This is a genomic window from Caulobacter sp. GW821-FHT09A05 (assembly GCF_059418465.1).
Genome location: NZ_JBWKPX010000014.1, coordinates 123,690 through 138,931, shown reverse-complemented (window position 1 = coordinate 138,931; position 15,242 = coordinate 123,690). Strand labels below are relative to the sequence as shown.

The window sequence follows — 15,242 nt, the reverse complement described above, 5'->3', positions numbered from 1 at the left end:
CTGATCGTCACCCTCAACGCCATGCTCCAGACCCGCCAACCCTGGACCTTGCCTCAGACCACAGTTGCTTGACACGGTCAGACGCCAGAGCAGGCTCGCCATCAAGGTTTCAAGGCGTGGCCTCGCCGCTGGCGGGCGGATTGCAAGGGACCGGGGCGGCCCCCCTAAAATCCGCTCATCCCGGCGAATGCCGGGACCCAGATGGAATGGCTTTGGGGCTGACGCCATACGCGCTGAGCTTTTCCAGCCCACCACACCGCTTTGGGATCTGGGTCCCGGCATTCGCCGGGATGAGCGGTGTCCGGGGGTCACAACCGCCCGCGCCGCCCGCCCTTGAGCTTGTCCAGCGCCCGGCGGGCGATCTCGGCCTGGGCGGCGACGGGAGCAGCGACGGGGGCGGCCACGGGCGCGTCCGCCGGCGCGTCCATTGGGGCGGCGGTCGCCCTGGAGGCCATCAGCATCTCGCGCACGTTGGCCACGCCCTGAGTGGCGTGGAGGCCGGCGGCGGCCGTCTCGGCGAACTGCGGCTTGCCGCGCGGCGTCGGAAGGACCAGGGCGATCTTGCGGGCCATGGCGGCCAGTTCGCCGATGGCTTTTGCCTTGTCGCGGGCCTGGCGGATCGCGGCGGGATCGGTGGTGGCCTCGATGCTCGCCCAGGCCGCTTCGAGGGCGTCCATCAGCTTGAGCTGGAAGGTCAGGCACCGGGTGGGGATGTCTTGGGCTTGGGTCATGCCGCTAGTGTGCGGCCGTCCTGGAGGGTGGGGACAGGAAACGTGCGTTTTTGTGCAAGCTGTTGATCGGGTTGGGGTTTGTTTCGGCGGGAGCGGGGATAAGTTCGATCCCTCTCCCCTTGCGGGAGAGGGGGGCCTCCGAAGGAGGTCGGGTGAGGGGTCTCTCGAACGAAAGCCGCCGCGACCGGCCTTTCGGCTGATCGCGGCGGACCCGGTCTTCGACCCCTCATCCGACCCGCTGCGCGGGCCACCTTCTCCCGCAAGGGGAGAAGGAAGCGCGAGGCCTGTGGATAACTTTCGCCGCTACGACGTCCACCCCCCGCCCAGCGCCTTGTAGATCGCCACGACGTTGGTGTTCACGCCGGTCTCGGCCACCGTCAGGGAGTCCTCGGCGGCCAGCAGGGTCCGCTCGGCGTCGAGCAGCACCAGGAAGTCGATGCCGCCCTCCTTGTACTGGATGCGGGCCAGCTCGGCGGCGCGTCGCGAAGCGGCGGCCTGGTTGGTCAGGCTGACCAGCTGGGCCTGCTGCTGGCGATAGGCGACCAGGGCGGTCTCCAGGTCCTCCAGCGCCCGCAGCACGGTCTGGTCGTAGCTGGCCAGGGCCGCGTCGTTGCGGGCCTCCGCCGCCTTCAGCCGCTGGTGGGCGCCGCCCAGGTCGAGGGCCGGCCAGGACACCGACGGGGCCACCGACCAGGCCTGGCTGGCGCTGTTGCCGAAGCCGCTGGCCGTGCCCGACAGGAAGCCGATGAAGCCCGTCACCCGCACGCGCGGGAACAGGTCGGCCGTGGCCACCCCGACCTTGGCGGTCTGGGCGGCCAGGCGCCGCTCGGCCGCCTGGACGTCGGGACGCCGGCGCAGCAGGTCGGCGGCGTCGCCGATCGGCAGGGCGGCGATCAGCGGCGTGACCTCGGCGTCGGCCTTGGTCGCCAGGGCCGCGTCCAGCTCGCCCGGCCGCTTGCCGACCAGCACGCAGAGCCGGTAGTTGGCCCGCTTCTCGGCGGTGATCAGCGCCGGGATGACCGCCTCGGTGGCGTTCAGGCGGGCCTGGGCGCTGGCCACGTCGATCGGGCTGCCGGCCCCGGCGTTGTAGCGCACCTGGGTCAGCCGCAAGGTCTCGCGCTGGGTGTCGAGGTTGCGGTTGGCCACGGCCAGGCGGGCCTGGGCGCCGCGCAGTTCGAGGTAGTTTCGAGCCACTTCCGCGGCGATGGTCACCTGGGCGTCGCGCAGGTCGGCCCGGGCCGCCCCGGCCTCGGCCCGCGCCGACTCCACGCCCCGGCGGACGCGGCCGAACAGGTCGATCTCCCAGCCGGCGTCGAAGCCGGCCTGGTAGGTCTCGCTTTCGACCCGCTGGCCGTTCGAGCCCGGCTGCTGCTGGTCGCTCTTCTGGTAGGCGCCGCTGGCGGTGACCCGCGGCAGCTGGTCCAGGCGGGCGTCCTTGAACAGGGCGCGGGCCTCGTCCACCCGGGCGACCGCGACGCGGATGTCGAGATTGCCGTCCAGGGCCTGGGTCACCAGGCCGTCCAGCACCGGGTCGTTGAACGCCTTCCACCACTGGGCCTCGGGATTGGCGGTCGAGAAGGCGCCGGCGGGGGCGTTCTGCAGCGCCACCGGCGCCTGGACGGGGGTCTTGTAGTCGGGGCCGACGGCGCAGGCGGCGAGCAGGAGCGCCGAAGCGCCGGCGGCGAAGGCGAGTTTCAACGTCGTCATGGAAGCTGTCATCCCGGACAAGCGAAGCGCAGATCCGGGACCGCCGGAAGCGCCGAGTTCAGGCGTCGGTCCCGGATCTGCGCGCTGCGCGCTACGTCCGGGATGACAGCCGTTTTTGGGGGAGAAAGGTATGGAGGCGTTCATCAGTGCGCCTCCACGGCGTCGGTCGAACGGGCCGCCTTCAGCGCCGCCCGGCGGGCGGTGTTGCGGCGGATCACGAAGTAGAAGATCGGGGTCAGGATCAGGCCGAACACCGTCACCCCGAGCATGCCGGAGAACACCGCCACGCCCATGGCCCGGCGCATCTCCGCGCCCGCCCCGTGGGAGACGACCAGCGGCCACACGCCCATGATGAAGGCGATCGAGGTCATCAGGATCGGCCGCAGGCGCAGGCGGCAGGCTTCCAGCACCGCCTGCATGGGCGTGTCGCCGTGCTCCTCCCGCTCCTTGGCGAACTCGACGATCAGGATGGCGTTCTTACAGGCCAGCCCCACCAGCACGATCAGCCCGATCTGGGTGAAGATGTTGTTGTCGCCATGGGTCAGCAGCACGCCGGCCAGGGCCGATAGCAGGGTCATCGGCACGATCAGGATGACGACCAGCGGCAGGCTCCAGCTCTCGTACTGGGCGACCAGCACCAGGAAGGCCAGCAGCACGCAGAGCGGGAAGATGTAGATCGCCGTGTTGCCCGCCAGGATCTGCTGGTAGGTCAGCTCGGTCCACTCGTAGCCCATGCCGTTGGGCAGCTCCTGCTTGGCCAGGTCCTCCAGCGCCTTCTGGGCCTGGCCCGTCGAATAGCCGGGGGCCGGGCCGCCGTTGATCTCGGCCGTGAGCACGCCGTTGTAGTGGCTCTCGCGGTCGGGGCCGGTGGCTTCCTTGAAGCTGACGAAGGCGCCCAGCGGGATCATCTGGCCCTGACCGTTGCGGGTCTGCAGGCGCAGCATCTGCTCGGGCTGCATGCGGAATTTCTGGTCGGCCTGGACGTTGACCTCGTAGGTGCGGCCAAAGCGGTTGAAGTCGTTGACGTACAGCGAGCCCAGATAGACCTGCATGGTCTCGAACAGGTCGGTCAGGGACACGCCCGAGGCCCGCGCCTTCTCGCGATCGATGTTGGCCTCGATCTTCGGCACGCTGACCTGGTAGGTCGAGAACACGCCGGTCAGGGCGGGGTCCTTGCGGGCCTTGTCGATCAGGTTCTGGGTCTGCTTGTTCAGCTCCTCGGGGCCCAGGCCCGCGCGGTCGACGATCTGCATGCGGAAGCCGCCGATCGTGCCCAGCCCCTGCACCGAAGGCGGTGGGAAGACCGCGATCTGGGCGTCGGGGATGGCGCCGAACTTCTGGTTCAGCTGGCCGACGATGGCGTTGGCCGACAGGTCGTGGCCCTTGCGGTTCTTGAAGTCGTCCAGCGGGAAGAACACCGCGCCGGAGTTGGGGCTGTTGATGAAGCCGTTGGCCGACAGGCCGGGGAAGGCCACCGAGTGCTTGACGCCCGGCACCTTCATGGCGATGTCGCCCATCTGGCGGATGACGGCTTCGGTGCGGTCCAGCGAGGCCGCGTCGGGCAGCTGCACGACGGCGACCACATAGGCCTTGTCCTGCTGGGGCACGAAGCCGCCGGGCGTCTTCATGAAGGCGCCGACCGTCAGGGCCAGCAGGATCCCGTAGACCACCAGGCCCGCGGTCGACCTGCCCAGGGTGCGGCCGACATTGCGGACATAGCCGTTCGAGGCCTTGGCGAAGAAGCGGTTGAACGGGTTGAACAGCCAGCCCAGGGCCGCGTCGATGACCTTCTGGAAGCGGTCCTTGGGCGCGTCGTGGCTCTTGAGCAGCACGGCGGCCAGGGCCGGCGACAGGGTCAGGGAGTTGAAGGCCGAGATCACCGTCGAGATGGCGATGGTCAAGGCGAACTGGCGGTAGAACTGGCCCGACAGGCCGCTGATGAAGGCGGTGGGAATGAACACCGCGCACAGCACCAGGGCCGTGGAGATGATCGGTCCGGTGACCTCGCTCATGGCCTTGCGGGTGGCCTCGGGCGGCGGCAGTCCGTTGGAGATGTTGCGCTCGACGTTCTCGACCACGACGATGGCGTCGTCGACCACGATGCCGATGGCCAGGACCAGGCCGAACAGGGTCAGGGCGTTGAGGCCGAAGCCCAGCATCAGCAGGACGGCGAAGGTGCCGATCAGCGAGACGGGCACGGCGATCAGCGGAATGATCGAGGCGCGCCAGCCCTGCAGGAACAGCACCACCACCAGCACCACCAGGATGATGGCCTCGATCAGGGTGTGGATCACCGAATTGATCGATTCCTGCACGAAGGCGGTGGTGTCGTAGATGATCTCGTAGTCGACGCCCTCGGGGAACTCCTTCTTCAGCTCCTTCATCGTCTTCTTGATGTCGGCGGCCATCTGCAGGGCGTTGGAGCCGGGACGCTGGAAGATCGGCATGGCCACGGCCGACTTGTTGTCGAGCAGCGAGCGCAGGGCGTAGTTGTTAGCGCCCATCTCCACGCGGGCCACGTCGCCCAGGTGGGTAATCTCGCCGTTGTCGCCCGAGCGGATGATGACCTCGCGGAACTGCTCCTCGTCGGTCAGGCGGCCGGGGGCGTTGACCGACAGCTGGAACTCAGCGCCGACATTGCTCGGCGGCGCGCCCAGCTGGCCGGCGGCGACCTGGACGTTCTGCTCGCGCAGGGCCTTGACCACGTCGCCGGCCGTCATGTTCAGCGAAGCCAGCTTCTCGGGATCCAGCCAGATCCGCATCGAATAGGCGCCAGCCCCGAAGATCTGCACGTCGCCCACGCCGTCGACCCGCTTGAGGCGGTCACGCACGTTCAGCTGCGCGTAGTTGCTCAGATAGAGCATGTCGTAGCGGTTGTTGGGCGAGATCATGTGCACGACCAGGGTCAGGTCGGGCGAGGCCTTGTCGGTGGTCACGCCGATGCGCTGCACCTCCTGGGGCAGTTTCGGCAGGGCTTGGGCGACGCGGTTCTGGACCTGCACCTGGGCCTTGTCGAGGTCGGTGCCCAGGGCGAAGGTGACGGTCAGGACCATCGCGCCGTCGGAGGCCGACTGCGACGACTGGTAGATCATGCCCTCGACGCCGTTGATCGCCTGCTCCAGCGGGGCGGCGACGGTCTGGCCGATGACGGCGGGGTTGGCGCCCGGATAGGCGGCGCGCACGACCACGGTCGGCGGCACCACCTCGGGATATTCCGAGATCGGCAGGCGCGGCAGAGCCACCAACCCGGCGATGAAGATGACGATCGAGAGCACGGCGGCGAAGCGCGGTCTGCTCACGAAGAACTTTGAGAAATTCATGGGAGGCGTCCGGGGAGGAGGCAAAGAGGGGGCGTTACGCGGCTAAGCGTCGGACCGTTGCGGATCCGCCCTCGTCCTTCGACAGGCTCAGGATGAGGGCTACTGGTGGGGCGGTTCAGTCGGAAACCTCATCCTGAGCTTGTCGAAGGACGAGGTTTCCGTGTCGCGGTCAGTTCTGGCCGACGCTGTTGATCATCGCGACCCGCTGCGGACCGGTCTCGAACTGCGACAGGTCCGAGGACAGGTCGGTCTTGACGACCACCGGGTTGACGGTGTCGCCCGGCTTGACCTTCTGCAGGCCGCCGACGATCACCCGGTCGCCGGGCTTCAGGCCCGTGCGGATGATGCGCAGGTTGCCGGCCAGGGGGCCGATCTCGACCGGGCGGTACTCGGCCTTGTTGTTGGCGCCGACCACCACGACGTAGCGCTTGCCCAGGTCGGTGGCCACCGCGCGGTCGGGGGCCAGGGCCACCGTCGCCGAGGTGTCGCTGACCATGCGGATGCGGGCGAACAGGCCGGGGGTGAACCGGCCGTCGGCGTTGGCGAAGATCGCCCGGCCGTTGATCGTGCCGCTCTTGGCGTCCAGGGCGTTGTCGATGAACTTCAGCTGGCCCTGGTGCGGATAGCCGTCCTCGGTCATCAGGCCCATGTAGACCGGGCTGGCCTTGCCGCGTTCGGCCGAGGCGTACTTCAGGAAGGTCTGCTCGTCGGCGTTGAACGTGGCGTAGATCGGGGTGTCGCTGACCACGGTGGTCAGCAGGTCGGACGGGGTGACCAGGTTGCCGCGGGTGATCACGGCCTTGGAGACCCGGCCGTCGATCGGCGAGACCACGCGGGTCCATTCCAGGTTCAGGCGGGCGGTCTGGTAGGCGGCGTTGGCGGCGCCGAGATTGGCCTGGGCGGCCTTTTCTTCGGCCGACAGCCGGTCGAACTCGCTCTGGGCCAGGGCGTTCTGCTCGATCAGCCGGCGGCCGCGCTCGCGGTTGACGACGGCCAGGTCCAGCTGGGCCTTGGCGCGGGCCACCTCGGCCTGGGCCCGGTTGGCCTCGGCCTGGTAGGGGCGCGGGTCGATCTGGAACAGCACCTGGCCCTTGCGGACCCGGGCGCCTTCCTCGAAGCGGGCGCCGTCGATGTAGCCGCTGACGCGCGGGCGGATGTCGACGGTGTCGATGGCCTCGAGGCGACCGGTGAAGTCATCCCACTGGCGCAGTTCCTTGAAGGCCACCGGGGTGATGGTGACCTGGGCGGGCGGCGGGGCGGCTTCCTGCTTGGCCTGGGCGCTGCAGGCGGCCAGCACGGCCATGGCGGCCAGGCCGGCGAAAGACGTGAGAACGGGGCGGAGGGACATAGGCGTACCTATCGGACAAGAAGAGGCGGGGGAGGAGACGCGGGTGTTTTTCTATTCCCAGACGGGACGCCGGGATTTCTGGCGGGCCTTGGGCGAGGCGGCCCAGTCCGCGCCGACCGAGCCGTCGGCGCCTTGGCCGATCAGCTTGCGGAGCGAACGGGCGGGCCCGAAGACCCAGCGGGGGACGCTGGCGGACGGGGCGGCGGTGTCTGGGCTTGCGCTCGGGGGCATGGCTCGCGCTCCGTTCCGGGGTTAAGGATCAAATGTCGCAGTTGCTGTTGCTTGACGTGACGTCCATCTGTGACGATGTAGTCATATGTGACGATACCGTTCGGTATCATCCACGCGGTGAGAGATACTGACCGGTAACTCTCGCGTCAAGGTGAGGTGCTGTGAAAATGGCTGAGAGAAATTCTGGCGGGGGCAAGCTGGACGATCTGGAGGCGCCCGTGTGCGCTCCGTTGTCCAAGCGACCGGCTCGCGACCGGATCTTCGAAACGGCCCGCGAGCTGTTCTATCAGCACGGCATCCGCGCGGTGGGCGTCGAGGCGATCGCCGCCGAGGCCGACGCCACCAAGATGACGCTGTACCGCAACTTCCCGTCCAAGGACGAGCTGGTCGCCGAGGTGCTGCGCGAGCAGGAACGCGACTACTGGGCCTGGTGGGACGAGGTGACCGGCTGCACCTGCGGCGACCCGCGGGCCCAGCTGGAGGCGATCTTCGACGCCTTCGAGACCAAGGCCTGCAACGCCGATGTCCACGGCTGCCCGCTGTCCAACGCCGCCATCGAGCTGCACGAGGCCGACCACCCGGCCCAGAAGGTGTCGGTGGCCTACAAGCAGCAGCTCCACGCCCGGCTCGTCGACCTGTGCAAGCGGGCCGGCGCGCCGGACGACGACCTGGCCGACGGCCTGATGCTGCTGATGGAAGGGTCCTACACCGCCCGGGTGACCCTGGGCGCCGCCGGTCCCGTGCGGGCCGTGGCGCGGGCGGGCCGGGTGCTGATCAAGGCGCACCTGGACAAGCCGGACTGCTGAGGCGCTAGACGCGCCGCGCGGACACCCATCCCCCGACGGGTCCGCGCGGCGCGCGCCGGCGCCGCCCAAAGGGGAGGGAAAGGCGTCGCCGCCAAAAGCCTATCAAGACCGTAGGAATTGAGTCCCGGCAGATTTTCTGGCTCCGCCCGCAGATCGTCGAACGACCCGAGAAACTAAAAACGGGGCCAGGAGTTCTGGCTCGCGCCAGTTGCGTCCGCGACGTACCGATGTCGTCAAGTTGTGAAAGTGCGAGCCTATAAGATGTGTCGATGTCATCCCCTCGTAGGGCGAATGCCGATCTGACCTCGATGTTTCGGGGGTCGGTTCCGCCGCCCGAACAGCCGCTCGTTCGCGCCCCCTTTCAAGGTCTGGGCAGGCGCCTTCCAAGTCTGATTTGCGTAAGGAGCTCATCATGGCTCTGCTGATTTCCGTCGCCCCGGCCGAGCAAGGCTGGTCCGTGCGCTCCGAGGCCCTCGAGGCCGACCTCACCTTCGAACGCGGCGGCCGGGCCGAAGCCGCCGCCCGGGATCTGGCCAATCGCCTGGCCGCCTCCGGCCACGCCGCCGAGGTGCGGGTGTTCCTGCGCGACGGCGCCGAGGCCGGCCGCTTCCTGCACCCGGCGCGCGCCTGGGCGAGCTAGGGTTCGCCCAAGTCGGTCGATCACCGTCAAAGTTGTCATCCCGGAAAGCGCGGAGCGCTTGTCCGGGACCCAGGGCGGTCGCAAGGCGCCAACCCGGTCCCCTGGGTCCCGGACAGCCCCTGCGGGGCTTCCGGGATGACAACCTTTGGGTTGGCCTGAATACCTACAGCCACCCGTTCCGCTTGAACCGCCAGTACAGCCACCCGATCACCGCCACGATCCCGACCATCACCGCGGGATAGCCCCAGGCCCATTTCAGCTCGGGCATGTGCTCGAAGTTCATGCCGTAGATCCCGGCCACCGCCGTCGGCACCGCCAGGATGGCGGCCCAGGCGGCCAGCTTGCGGGTGATGGCGCTCTGCCGCTGCTGTTCCAGCAGGGAGGCGGCTTCGAACACCGAGGTGATCACCTCGCGCAGGGCGTCGACCATGCCCTCGACCTTCTGGGTGTGGTCGAGCACGTCGCGGAAATAGGGGCGGACGTCGTCGTCCAGGCAGGGGGTCTCCAGATGCTCCAGCCGCCCGCAGACCTCGGCCATCGGCGACAGCACCCGCTTGAAGCGGATCAGGTCGCGGCGCAGGTGGAACAGGCGCTTGACCTCGGCGTGGCTGAGGAAGGCCTCGAGCGTGCGGCGCTCGATGTCCAGAACCTCGTCCTCCAGGGCCTGGATGATCGGCAGGTAGCCGTCCACCACGAAGTCGAGCACCGCGTGCAGCACGTAGTCCGAGCCCTTGGACAGCAGGGCCGGCGAGGCCTCCAGCTGGGCGCGCAATTCGGTGTGGGCCCGGGCCGAGCCGTGGCGCACGGTGATCAGGTGGCCCTGGCCGACGAAGATCGCCGTCTCGCCATAGGCGATCTGGGCGTCGACCAGCTGGGCGGTGCGGGCCACCACGAACAGTTCGCGGCCATAGACCTCGACCTTCGGCCGCTGGTGGGCGTTGAGCGCGTCCTCGATCGCCAGGGGGTGCAGCTTGAAGCGGGTCTGCAGGCGGGCCAGTTCGGCCTGGGTGGGTTCGTACAGGCCGATCCAGACGAACTCGCCCGGCTTGACGGCCAGGGCGTCGTCCCGGTCCAGGCTGACCTCGCGGATCCGCACGCCGTCCTTGTAGATATAGGCCGCGACGACGCTCATCAGGATCCCCAACCGCTTGTCTGGTCCCGCAAAATGGGACCGTGAAGATTTCTCCGAGCCAACGCTTCGGCTTTCGTCCGGTTCATGTATAGCCTCTCGCCAACGCCGCGAACGCCGGTCATGATGGTTGCGGTAACAGTGTTTGATCGCCGGCCGCGGCGACGGGGGAGATACGAATGGGAAGCGACGCCGCGCAAACGGTGAAGGGCGCCAAGGACGGTCGCGCCGTCGGGCGCAAGGACGCCTTGGTCATCGGAGCCGCCTCGGTCGGCACGGTGTTCGAGTGGTACGACTTCTACCTCTACGGCTCGCTGGCCACCTACATCACCAAGCATTTCTTCTCGGGGGTCAATGAGACCACCGGCTATATCTTCGCCTTGCTGGCCTTCGCGGCGGGCTTCGCGGTGCGGCCGTTCGGGGCCCTGGTGTTCGGCCGGCTGGGCGACCTGTGGGGTCGCAAGAACACCTTCCTGGTGACCATGCTGCTGATGGGCCTGTCGACCTTCGTGGTCGGCCTGCTGCCCAGCTACGCCAGCATCGGCATCGCCGCGCCCATCGCCCTGGTGATCATGCGCCTGGTCCAGGGCCTGGCCCTGGGCGGAGAGTACGGCGGCGCCGCCACCTATGTGGCCGAGCACGCCCCGCCCGGACGGCGCGGCTTCTATACCAGCTTCATCCAGGTGACGGCCACGTTCGGCCTGTTCCTCAGCCTGGTGGTGATCCTGCTGACCCGCAACGCGACCGGGGCCGACGCCTTCGAGGCCTTCGGCTGGCGCATCCCGTTCCTGATCTCGGTGCTGCTGCTGGGCGTGTCGCTGTGGATCCGCCTGCAGCTGTCGGAAAGCCCGTCGTTCCAGAAGATGGTCGACGAGGGCAAGGGCAGCAAGAAACCCCTGGCCGATTCGTTCGCCAAGTGGGGCAATCTGAAGATCGTGCTGCTGGCCCTGGTGGGGCTGACGGCCGGCCAGGCGGTGGTCTGGTACACCGGCCAGTTCTACGCCCTGTTCTTCCTGGAGAAGATGCTCAAGGTCGACGGCGGCACGACCAACCTCCTGGTGGCGCTCGCCCTGCTGATCGGCACGCCGTTCTTCGTGTTCTTCGGCTGGCTGTCGGACAGGATCGGCCGCAAGCCGATCATCATGCTGGGCTGCATCCTGGCGGCCCTGACCTATTTCCCGCTGTTCAAGACCCTGACGACGGCCGCCAATCCGCAGCTGGCGGCGGCCGTGGCCTCCTCACCGGTCACCGTCGTGGCCGATCCGGCCGACTGTTCGTTCCAGTTCGATCCGGTGGGCAAGACGGTGTTCAACCGGTCTTGCGACCTGGCCAAGTCCTACCTGGCCAAGGCCGGAGTCACCTACAGCAACCAGGCGGCCCCGGCCGGCGCGATCGCCCAGGTGAAGATCGGCCAGGCGACCATCGCCTCGTTCCCGGGCCAGACCTTGGACAAGGCGGCCTTCAACGCCCGCAAGGCTTCCTGGGAGAAGGAGCTGGGCGCGGCCCTGAAGGCCGCGGGCTATCCGGCCAAGGCCGACGACGCCCTGATCAACAAGCCGCTGGTGGTGGCGGTGCTGGCGATCCTGGTGCTGTACGTGACCATGGTCTACGGCCCGATCGCCGCCATGCTGGTCGAGCTGTTCCCGACCAATATCCGCTACACCTCGATGAGCCTGCCCTACCACATCGGCAACGGCTGGTTCGGGGGCTTCCTGCCGACCACGGCCTTCGCCATGGTCGCGGCGACGGGCAACATCTATTACGGCCTCTGGTACCCGATCGTGGTGGCCGCGGTGACCGCCGTGGTGGGGATCCTGTTCCTGAAGGAAACCAAGGACGTCGACATCGAGGCGTGAACGCCCCGGGGCTTGAGCCTTCCTGCATGGGTCATCCCGGACAGCCTCGCCGAGGCTTCCGGGATGACATCCTGATGCGGCAGGGCCTTGGTCCGCCGGCCATGCGGTCGCCTCAGTGGCCGGCCAGCAGCCCGTCGATATGGGCGCACTGGGGGTTCTCGCGCCGCGCGTCGAGATAGGCGGTCACCCGCTCCAGCATCTGTTCGGCCTGGTTCAGGCCGCCCAGGGCCCAGTCGATCTCGCTGACCGCCCGGTGGTCGCCGTGCAGACGCGCGCGGGACGCGGTCAGGGCCTTGGCGGCGACCGCGTGCAGGGCGGTCATGTCGCGGCAGGCCTCGGCGGCCATCCAGCCGACCGCGGCCATCCGCCGGGCCCGGCGCAGCGCCGCCTCGGCGTCGCGCTGGCGGGTTTCGGCTTCGCGCAGCACGGCCTGGGCGCGACTCAGCTGGCGGGCGCCGCTTTCGGCGATCTGGCGCCTTTGCCGCCGTTCGCCGTCGCGGGCGGCCTTCATGTCGCGCAGGGCCTGCGCCAGGCGATCCCGCTCTCGCGCCTGGCCGGGAGTCTCCGCGAGATTCCGTTTTCCGAAGATCGCCATTTCCTTCCAACTTTGACGAACCATAGAGTCCTCCGTCACCCCGCCTCGTCCTCATTTTTCTTCGGAATTTCTCGGCTTACTATGCGGGGAGTGCCATTATCCCCTCTATGCCTGTTAATTTTATGTATTTATGAATAACGCGAAATTAACTATGCCTAAAACTTGGTTACCAAGCTGGACCATTGGAAAAGTTGTAATTTTATCTGTTGGTTCGATGCTTTCTAGTGGTTTCACCTTACTTACAACACGGGTCGGTCGTGGCATCGTCGAAGGCGAATCGGGGCGCGAAGGCAGGTGCGGTCGCCTCAAGGTCAGGGCCCGGAGGTCCTTGATCGCATCGTGCGGCCAGGAGAGGTCCGATGGACAGTGAAAGCGAGAAAGACCCTCGGCCTCGATCTTGGGCGAACACCGGCTGGCGCCACGTCGCGGCGATCGAGCCGGACGAGCGCGAACCATCCGAGGGCGGACTGGTCGCGGGAACCCTGGACGAGCAGCGGTCGTTCGGCGCGCGGTCGGGAGCGGTGGCCCTGGGCCAGGTCGTGGTCCGCGAGACCCGCGGGCCGCATGAGGTCTGGGCCCACGCCGCCGGCCGCCGCCTGGCGATCACCCAGCTGACCCCCGAACCCTGCCGCGGCCACCTGCTGCGGGCGAACCTGGGCGACATGGGCTTCGACGCGGGGGCGTTCGACGGCGACCTCCGGGTTCGCGGGATCATGGCCCAGAAGGCGTTCAGCCTGGTTTCGGTGATGGAGCAGGAGGGCGTGCTCAACCAGTGGGGCCACCGGATCGAGGAGGGCGACATCGTCGCTATCCCGCCGGGCGGCGAGCTGGACGGGCGGTTCCAGGGGCGCGTCGCCTACGCCGTCGTCACCGCGCCGTGGGGACTGGTGATGCAGCGGGCCGAAGCCTTCGAATGGCTGGCCGACCCCAGCTTCTGGACCGAGCCGGCCGTCCATTCGCCGCCGCCCGAGGCTCGCGCCGCCTGCAAGCGCGTGCTGCAAGGATGCGCCAGCCTGCTGCGGACCCTGGGCGGAGGCGTTCCGAGCGGCGCCGTCGCCTTCCTGCGCAACGAACTGCTGGACGGCGTGCTGACGGCCCTGGCCGAGGTCAAGGCCGAGGGCGTGCGCCGGCAGGGCGTGCTGAACGCCGCCCGCATCGTGCGCGGCGCCGAGGACTTCCTGGAAGGCGGCGGGGCCCGGCAGGTCGTGCAGATCGAGGACATCTGCCTGGCTCTGAACATCTCGCGCCGGACGCTCTACCGCGCCTTCCACGAGCTGCTCGACATCAGCCCCAAGGCCTATCTGCGCCTGAAGAACATGTCGGCGGCCCGGGCCCGGCTGCTGAACGCCGGCGCGCGGCCGACCACGGTGACCCAGGTGGCGCTGGACCACGGCTTCTGGGAGCTGGGACGATTTTCCGGGGCCTATCGGGCGATGTTCGGGGAAGCGCCGTCCGAGACCCTGCGCGCCGCCCAGGGCGACAGCCTTAGGCGTTGACAGCGACCGCCGACGCCTACGACCTTGGGACGAGCGCGCCGGGCGCTTCCAATCAGGACGGCGTCGATGGCTTCGCGAATTTTCCCTGCTCGCCTCGCGGTCGAGGGCCGGGCCGGGCCCCGCGTCGTCTAGTCCGCCCGGCATGGGGAACCGGCCGACCGCCCTGGTCCTGTACAACTGGCGCGGCCAGTGGCCGATGCGTCGCTGGGAGCACCAGCGCATCTTCGCCTGGAAGGCCTATTTTCCCGGGCGGGTGACGTTCCTGAACATCGGGTTTCCGTTCAATCCGGCCTGGATCACCCGGCTGGACCCCGACCTGGTGATGGTCGACGCGACGGCCCTGGCGGCGCGATACACCCGCGTCGGCCTGGGCGGATTGCGGCGGGCGATGGACGCGGTTCCTGGCCGGGCCCGGCGCGTGGCCGCTCCACTGGACGAGTTCCTCGGGCTCCAGGTGCTGCGCGACGTCCTGGCCGAGACGCGGATCGACCTGCTGTTGACCGCGCTCGAACCCACCCTGTGGAACGCGGTCTATCCCGCCCAGCAAAGGCCCTACGCCCTGAGGCGCTTTCTGACCGCCTATGTCGACGACGGCCTGGGGCGGCGGGCGTCCAGCGACCTGGCGGATCGGTCGATCGCGGTCAGCTATCGGGCCTGGGAGACCCCGGCCTGGCTGGGCGAGATGGGGCGGCTCAAGCGCGAGGTCGGGCTGCGGGCGGAGGCGTGGGCCCAGGCGCGCGGTCACCGCGCCGACGTGGCGGTCGACGGCCAGCGCAGGCTGGTCGGTGACGCCTGGATCCGCCTGCTGGGGGCCAGCCGGGCGGTGGTCGGGGTCGAGGGCGGCTCGTCGCTGGTCGATCCACGGGGCGAGGCGCCGACCAGCGACGCGACGCCGCCGGCCTCCGCCATCGTGCTGGCGCCGGAGGCCGAGATCCGCGCGATGTCGCCGCGCCACCTCGAGGCGGTGGCGACCCGCACCTTCCAGGTGCTGGTGGAGGGCGACTACAGCGGCGTGCTCGAAGCGGGGGTCCACTACCAGCCCGTGCGGCGCGACCTGTCGGATATCGAGGCCGCCCTCGACCACAGCCGCGACCCGCGGCGCGCTCAGGCGATGGCCGATCGGGCCCATGACGAGATCGTGGCCTCCGGTCGCTACAGCTGGCGGACGGTGGTGGGCGAGATCACCGGCCAGGTGCTGGCGTGAGGCGGCCCTGGGGATTGCCGCTGTTCCTGCGACTGCGCGACTGGGGCGCGTGGGCGGTGATCATCGCCGAGTCGCGCCTGCACAAGGTCCCGCCCCCGCTGAAGCGCCGGCTGCGCGACATCTCGCGCCTGCTAGGGCTGAAGCGGTGGATCCGGATCGATTAGGTCGCAAACAAACAC

At 68.7% G+C, this 15,242-nt stretch carries 13 protein-coding genes; 6 read left to right on the top strand and 7 right to left on the bottom strand.

Translation table 11 applies throughout. From position 1 onward, the window contains the following. Nucleotides 1-308: 308 nt before the first annotated feature. From AC07NX_RS15245 to AC07NX_RS15225, 5 genes are all read right to left on the bottom strand, one after another. Nucleotides 309-731 (bottom strand): hypothetical protein, encoded by a 423-nt coding sequence (locus AC07NX_RS15245; RefSeq protein ID WP_494642894.1) that lies wholly within the window; start codon nt 729-731, stop codon nt 309-311. A 303-nt stretch (nt 732-1,034) separates the two neighbouring features. Further along, on the bottom strand, nt 1,035-2,438 hold the full coding sequence (locus AC07NX_RS15240) for an efflux transporter outer membrane subunit (protein ID WP_494642893.1): 1,404 nt from the start codon (nt 2,436-2,438) through the stop codon (nt 1,035-1,037). A gap of 143 nt (nt 2,439-2,581) precedes the next feature. After that, on the bottom strand, nt 2,582-5,758 hold the full coding sequence (locus AC07NX_RS15235; protein ID WP_494642891.1) for an efflux RND transporter permease subunit: 3,177 nt from the start codon (nt 5,756-5,758) through the stop codon (nt 2,582-2,584). 169 nt (nt 5,759-5,927) lie between these two features. Further along, nucleotides 5,928-7,106 carry an efflux RND transporter periplasmic adaptor subunit gene (locus tag AC07NX_RS15230; protein ID WP_494642889.1) on the bottom strand — a complete coding sequence of 393 codons (1,179 nt, stop codon included), beginning with the start codon at nt 7,104-7,106 and terminating at the stop codon, nt 5,928-5,930. Between the two features lie 51 nt (nt 7,107-7,157). Beyond that, nucleotides 7,158-7,337, bottom strand: coding sequence for a hypothetical protein (locus AC07NX_RS15225; protein ID WP_494642887.1), 180 nt, complete (start codon nt 7,335-7,337; stop codon nt 7,158-7,160). A gap of 167 nt (nt 7,338-7,504) precedes the next feature. Between AC07NX_RS15225 and AC07NX_RS15220 the strand changes: the two genes are divergently transcribed. Together AC07NX_RS15220 and AC07NX_RS15215 are read left to right on the top strand one after the other, a co-directional pair. Next, nucleotides 7,505-8,143, top strand: coding sequence for a TetR/AcrR family transcriptional regulator (locus AC07NX_RS15220; RefSeq protein ID WP_494642885.1), 639 nt, complete (start codon nt 7,505-7,507; stop codon nt 8,141-8,143). 412 nt (nt 8,144-8,555) lie between these two features. Beyond that, nucleotides 8,556-8,783, top strand: coding sequence for a hypothetical protein (locus AC07NX_RS15215; RefSeq protein WP_018061451.1), 228 nt, complete (start codon nt 8,556-8,558; stop codon nt 8,781-8,783). A gap of 163 nt (nt 8,784-8,946) precedes the next feature. Here the strand turns inward: AC07NX_RS15215 and corA are convergent, their stop codons facing one another. Beyond that, nucleotides 8,947-9,915 (bottom strand): magnesium/cobalt transporter CorA, encoded by a 969-nt coding sequence (corA, locus tag AC07NX_RS15210; RefSeq protein ID WP_494642883.1) that lies wholly within the window; start codon nt 9,913-9,915, stop codon nt 8,947-8,949. Between the two features lie 176 nt (nt 9,916-10,091). Here corA and AC07NX_RS15205 point away from each other — a divergent pair, with 176 nt between their 5' ends. After that, a complete protein-coding gene (locus tag AC07NX_RS15205) occupies nt 10,092-11,768 on the top strand; it encodes an MFS transporter (protein ID WP_494642881.1) in 1,677 nt (558 codons plus the stop codon). Between the two features lie 112 nt (nt 11,769-11,880). Here AC07NX_RS15205 and AC07NX_RS15200 read toward each other — a convergent pair whose 3' ends face one another. Next, the gene (locus tag AC07NX_RS15200) at nt 11,881-12,387 is read right to left on the bottom strand and encodes a hypothetical protein (RefSeq protein WP_494642880.1); all 507 of its coding nucleotides are present in this window, start codon (nt 12,385-12,387) and stop codon (nt 11,881-11,883) included. A gap of 335 nt (nt 12,388-12,722) precedes the next feature. Between AC07NX_RS15200 and AC07NX_RS15195 the strand changes: the two genes are divergently transcribed. The 3 genes from AC07NX_RS15195 (at nt 12,723) to AC07NX_RS15185 (ending at nt 15,227) form a co-directional block, all read left to right on the top strand. Further along, nucleotides 12,723-13,859, top strand: coding sequence for a helix-turn-helix domain-containing protein (locus AC07NX_RS15195; protein ID WP_494642879.1), 1,137 nt, complete (start codon nt 12,723-12,725; stop codon nt 13,857-13,859). A 142-nt stretch (nt 13,860-14,001) separates the two neighbouring features. After that, nucleotides 14,002-15,063: a hypothetical protein gene (locus tag AC07NX_RS15190; RefSeq protein ID WP_494642877.1), complete on the top strand. Its 1,062-nt coding sequence runs from the start codon at nt 14,002-14,004 to the stop codon at nt 15,061-15,063. Beyond that, a complete protein-coding gene (locus AC07NX_RS15185) occupies nt 15,060-15,227 on the top strand; it encodes a hypothetical protein (protein WP_494642876.1) in 168 nt (55 codons plus the stop codon). The genes AC07NX_RS15190 and AC07NX_RS15185 overlap by 4 nt, the downstream gene beginning before the upstream one ends. Nucleotides 15,228-15,242 lie beyond the last annotated feature (15 nt).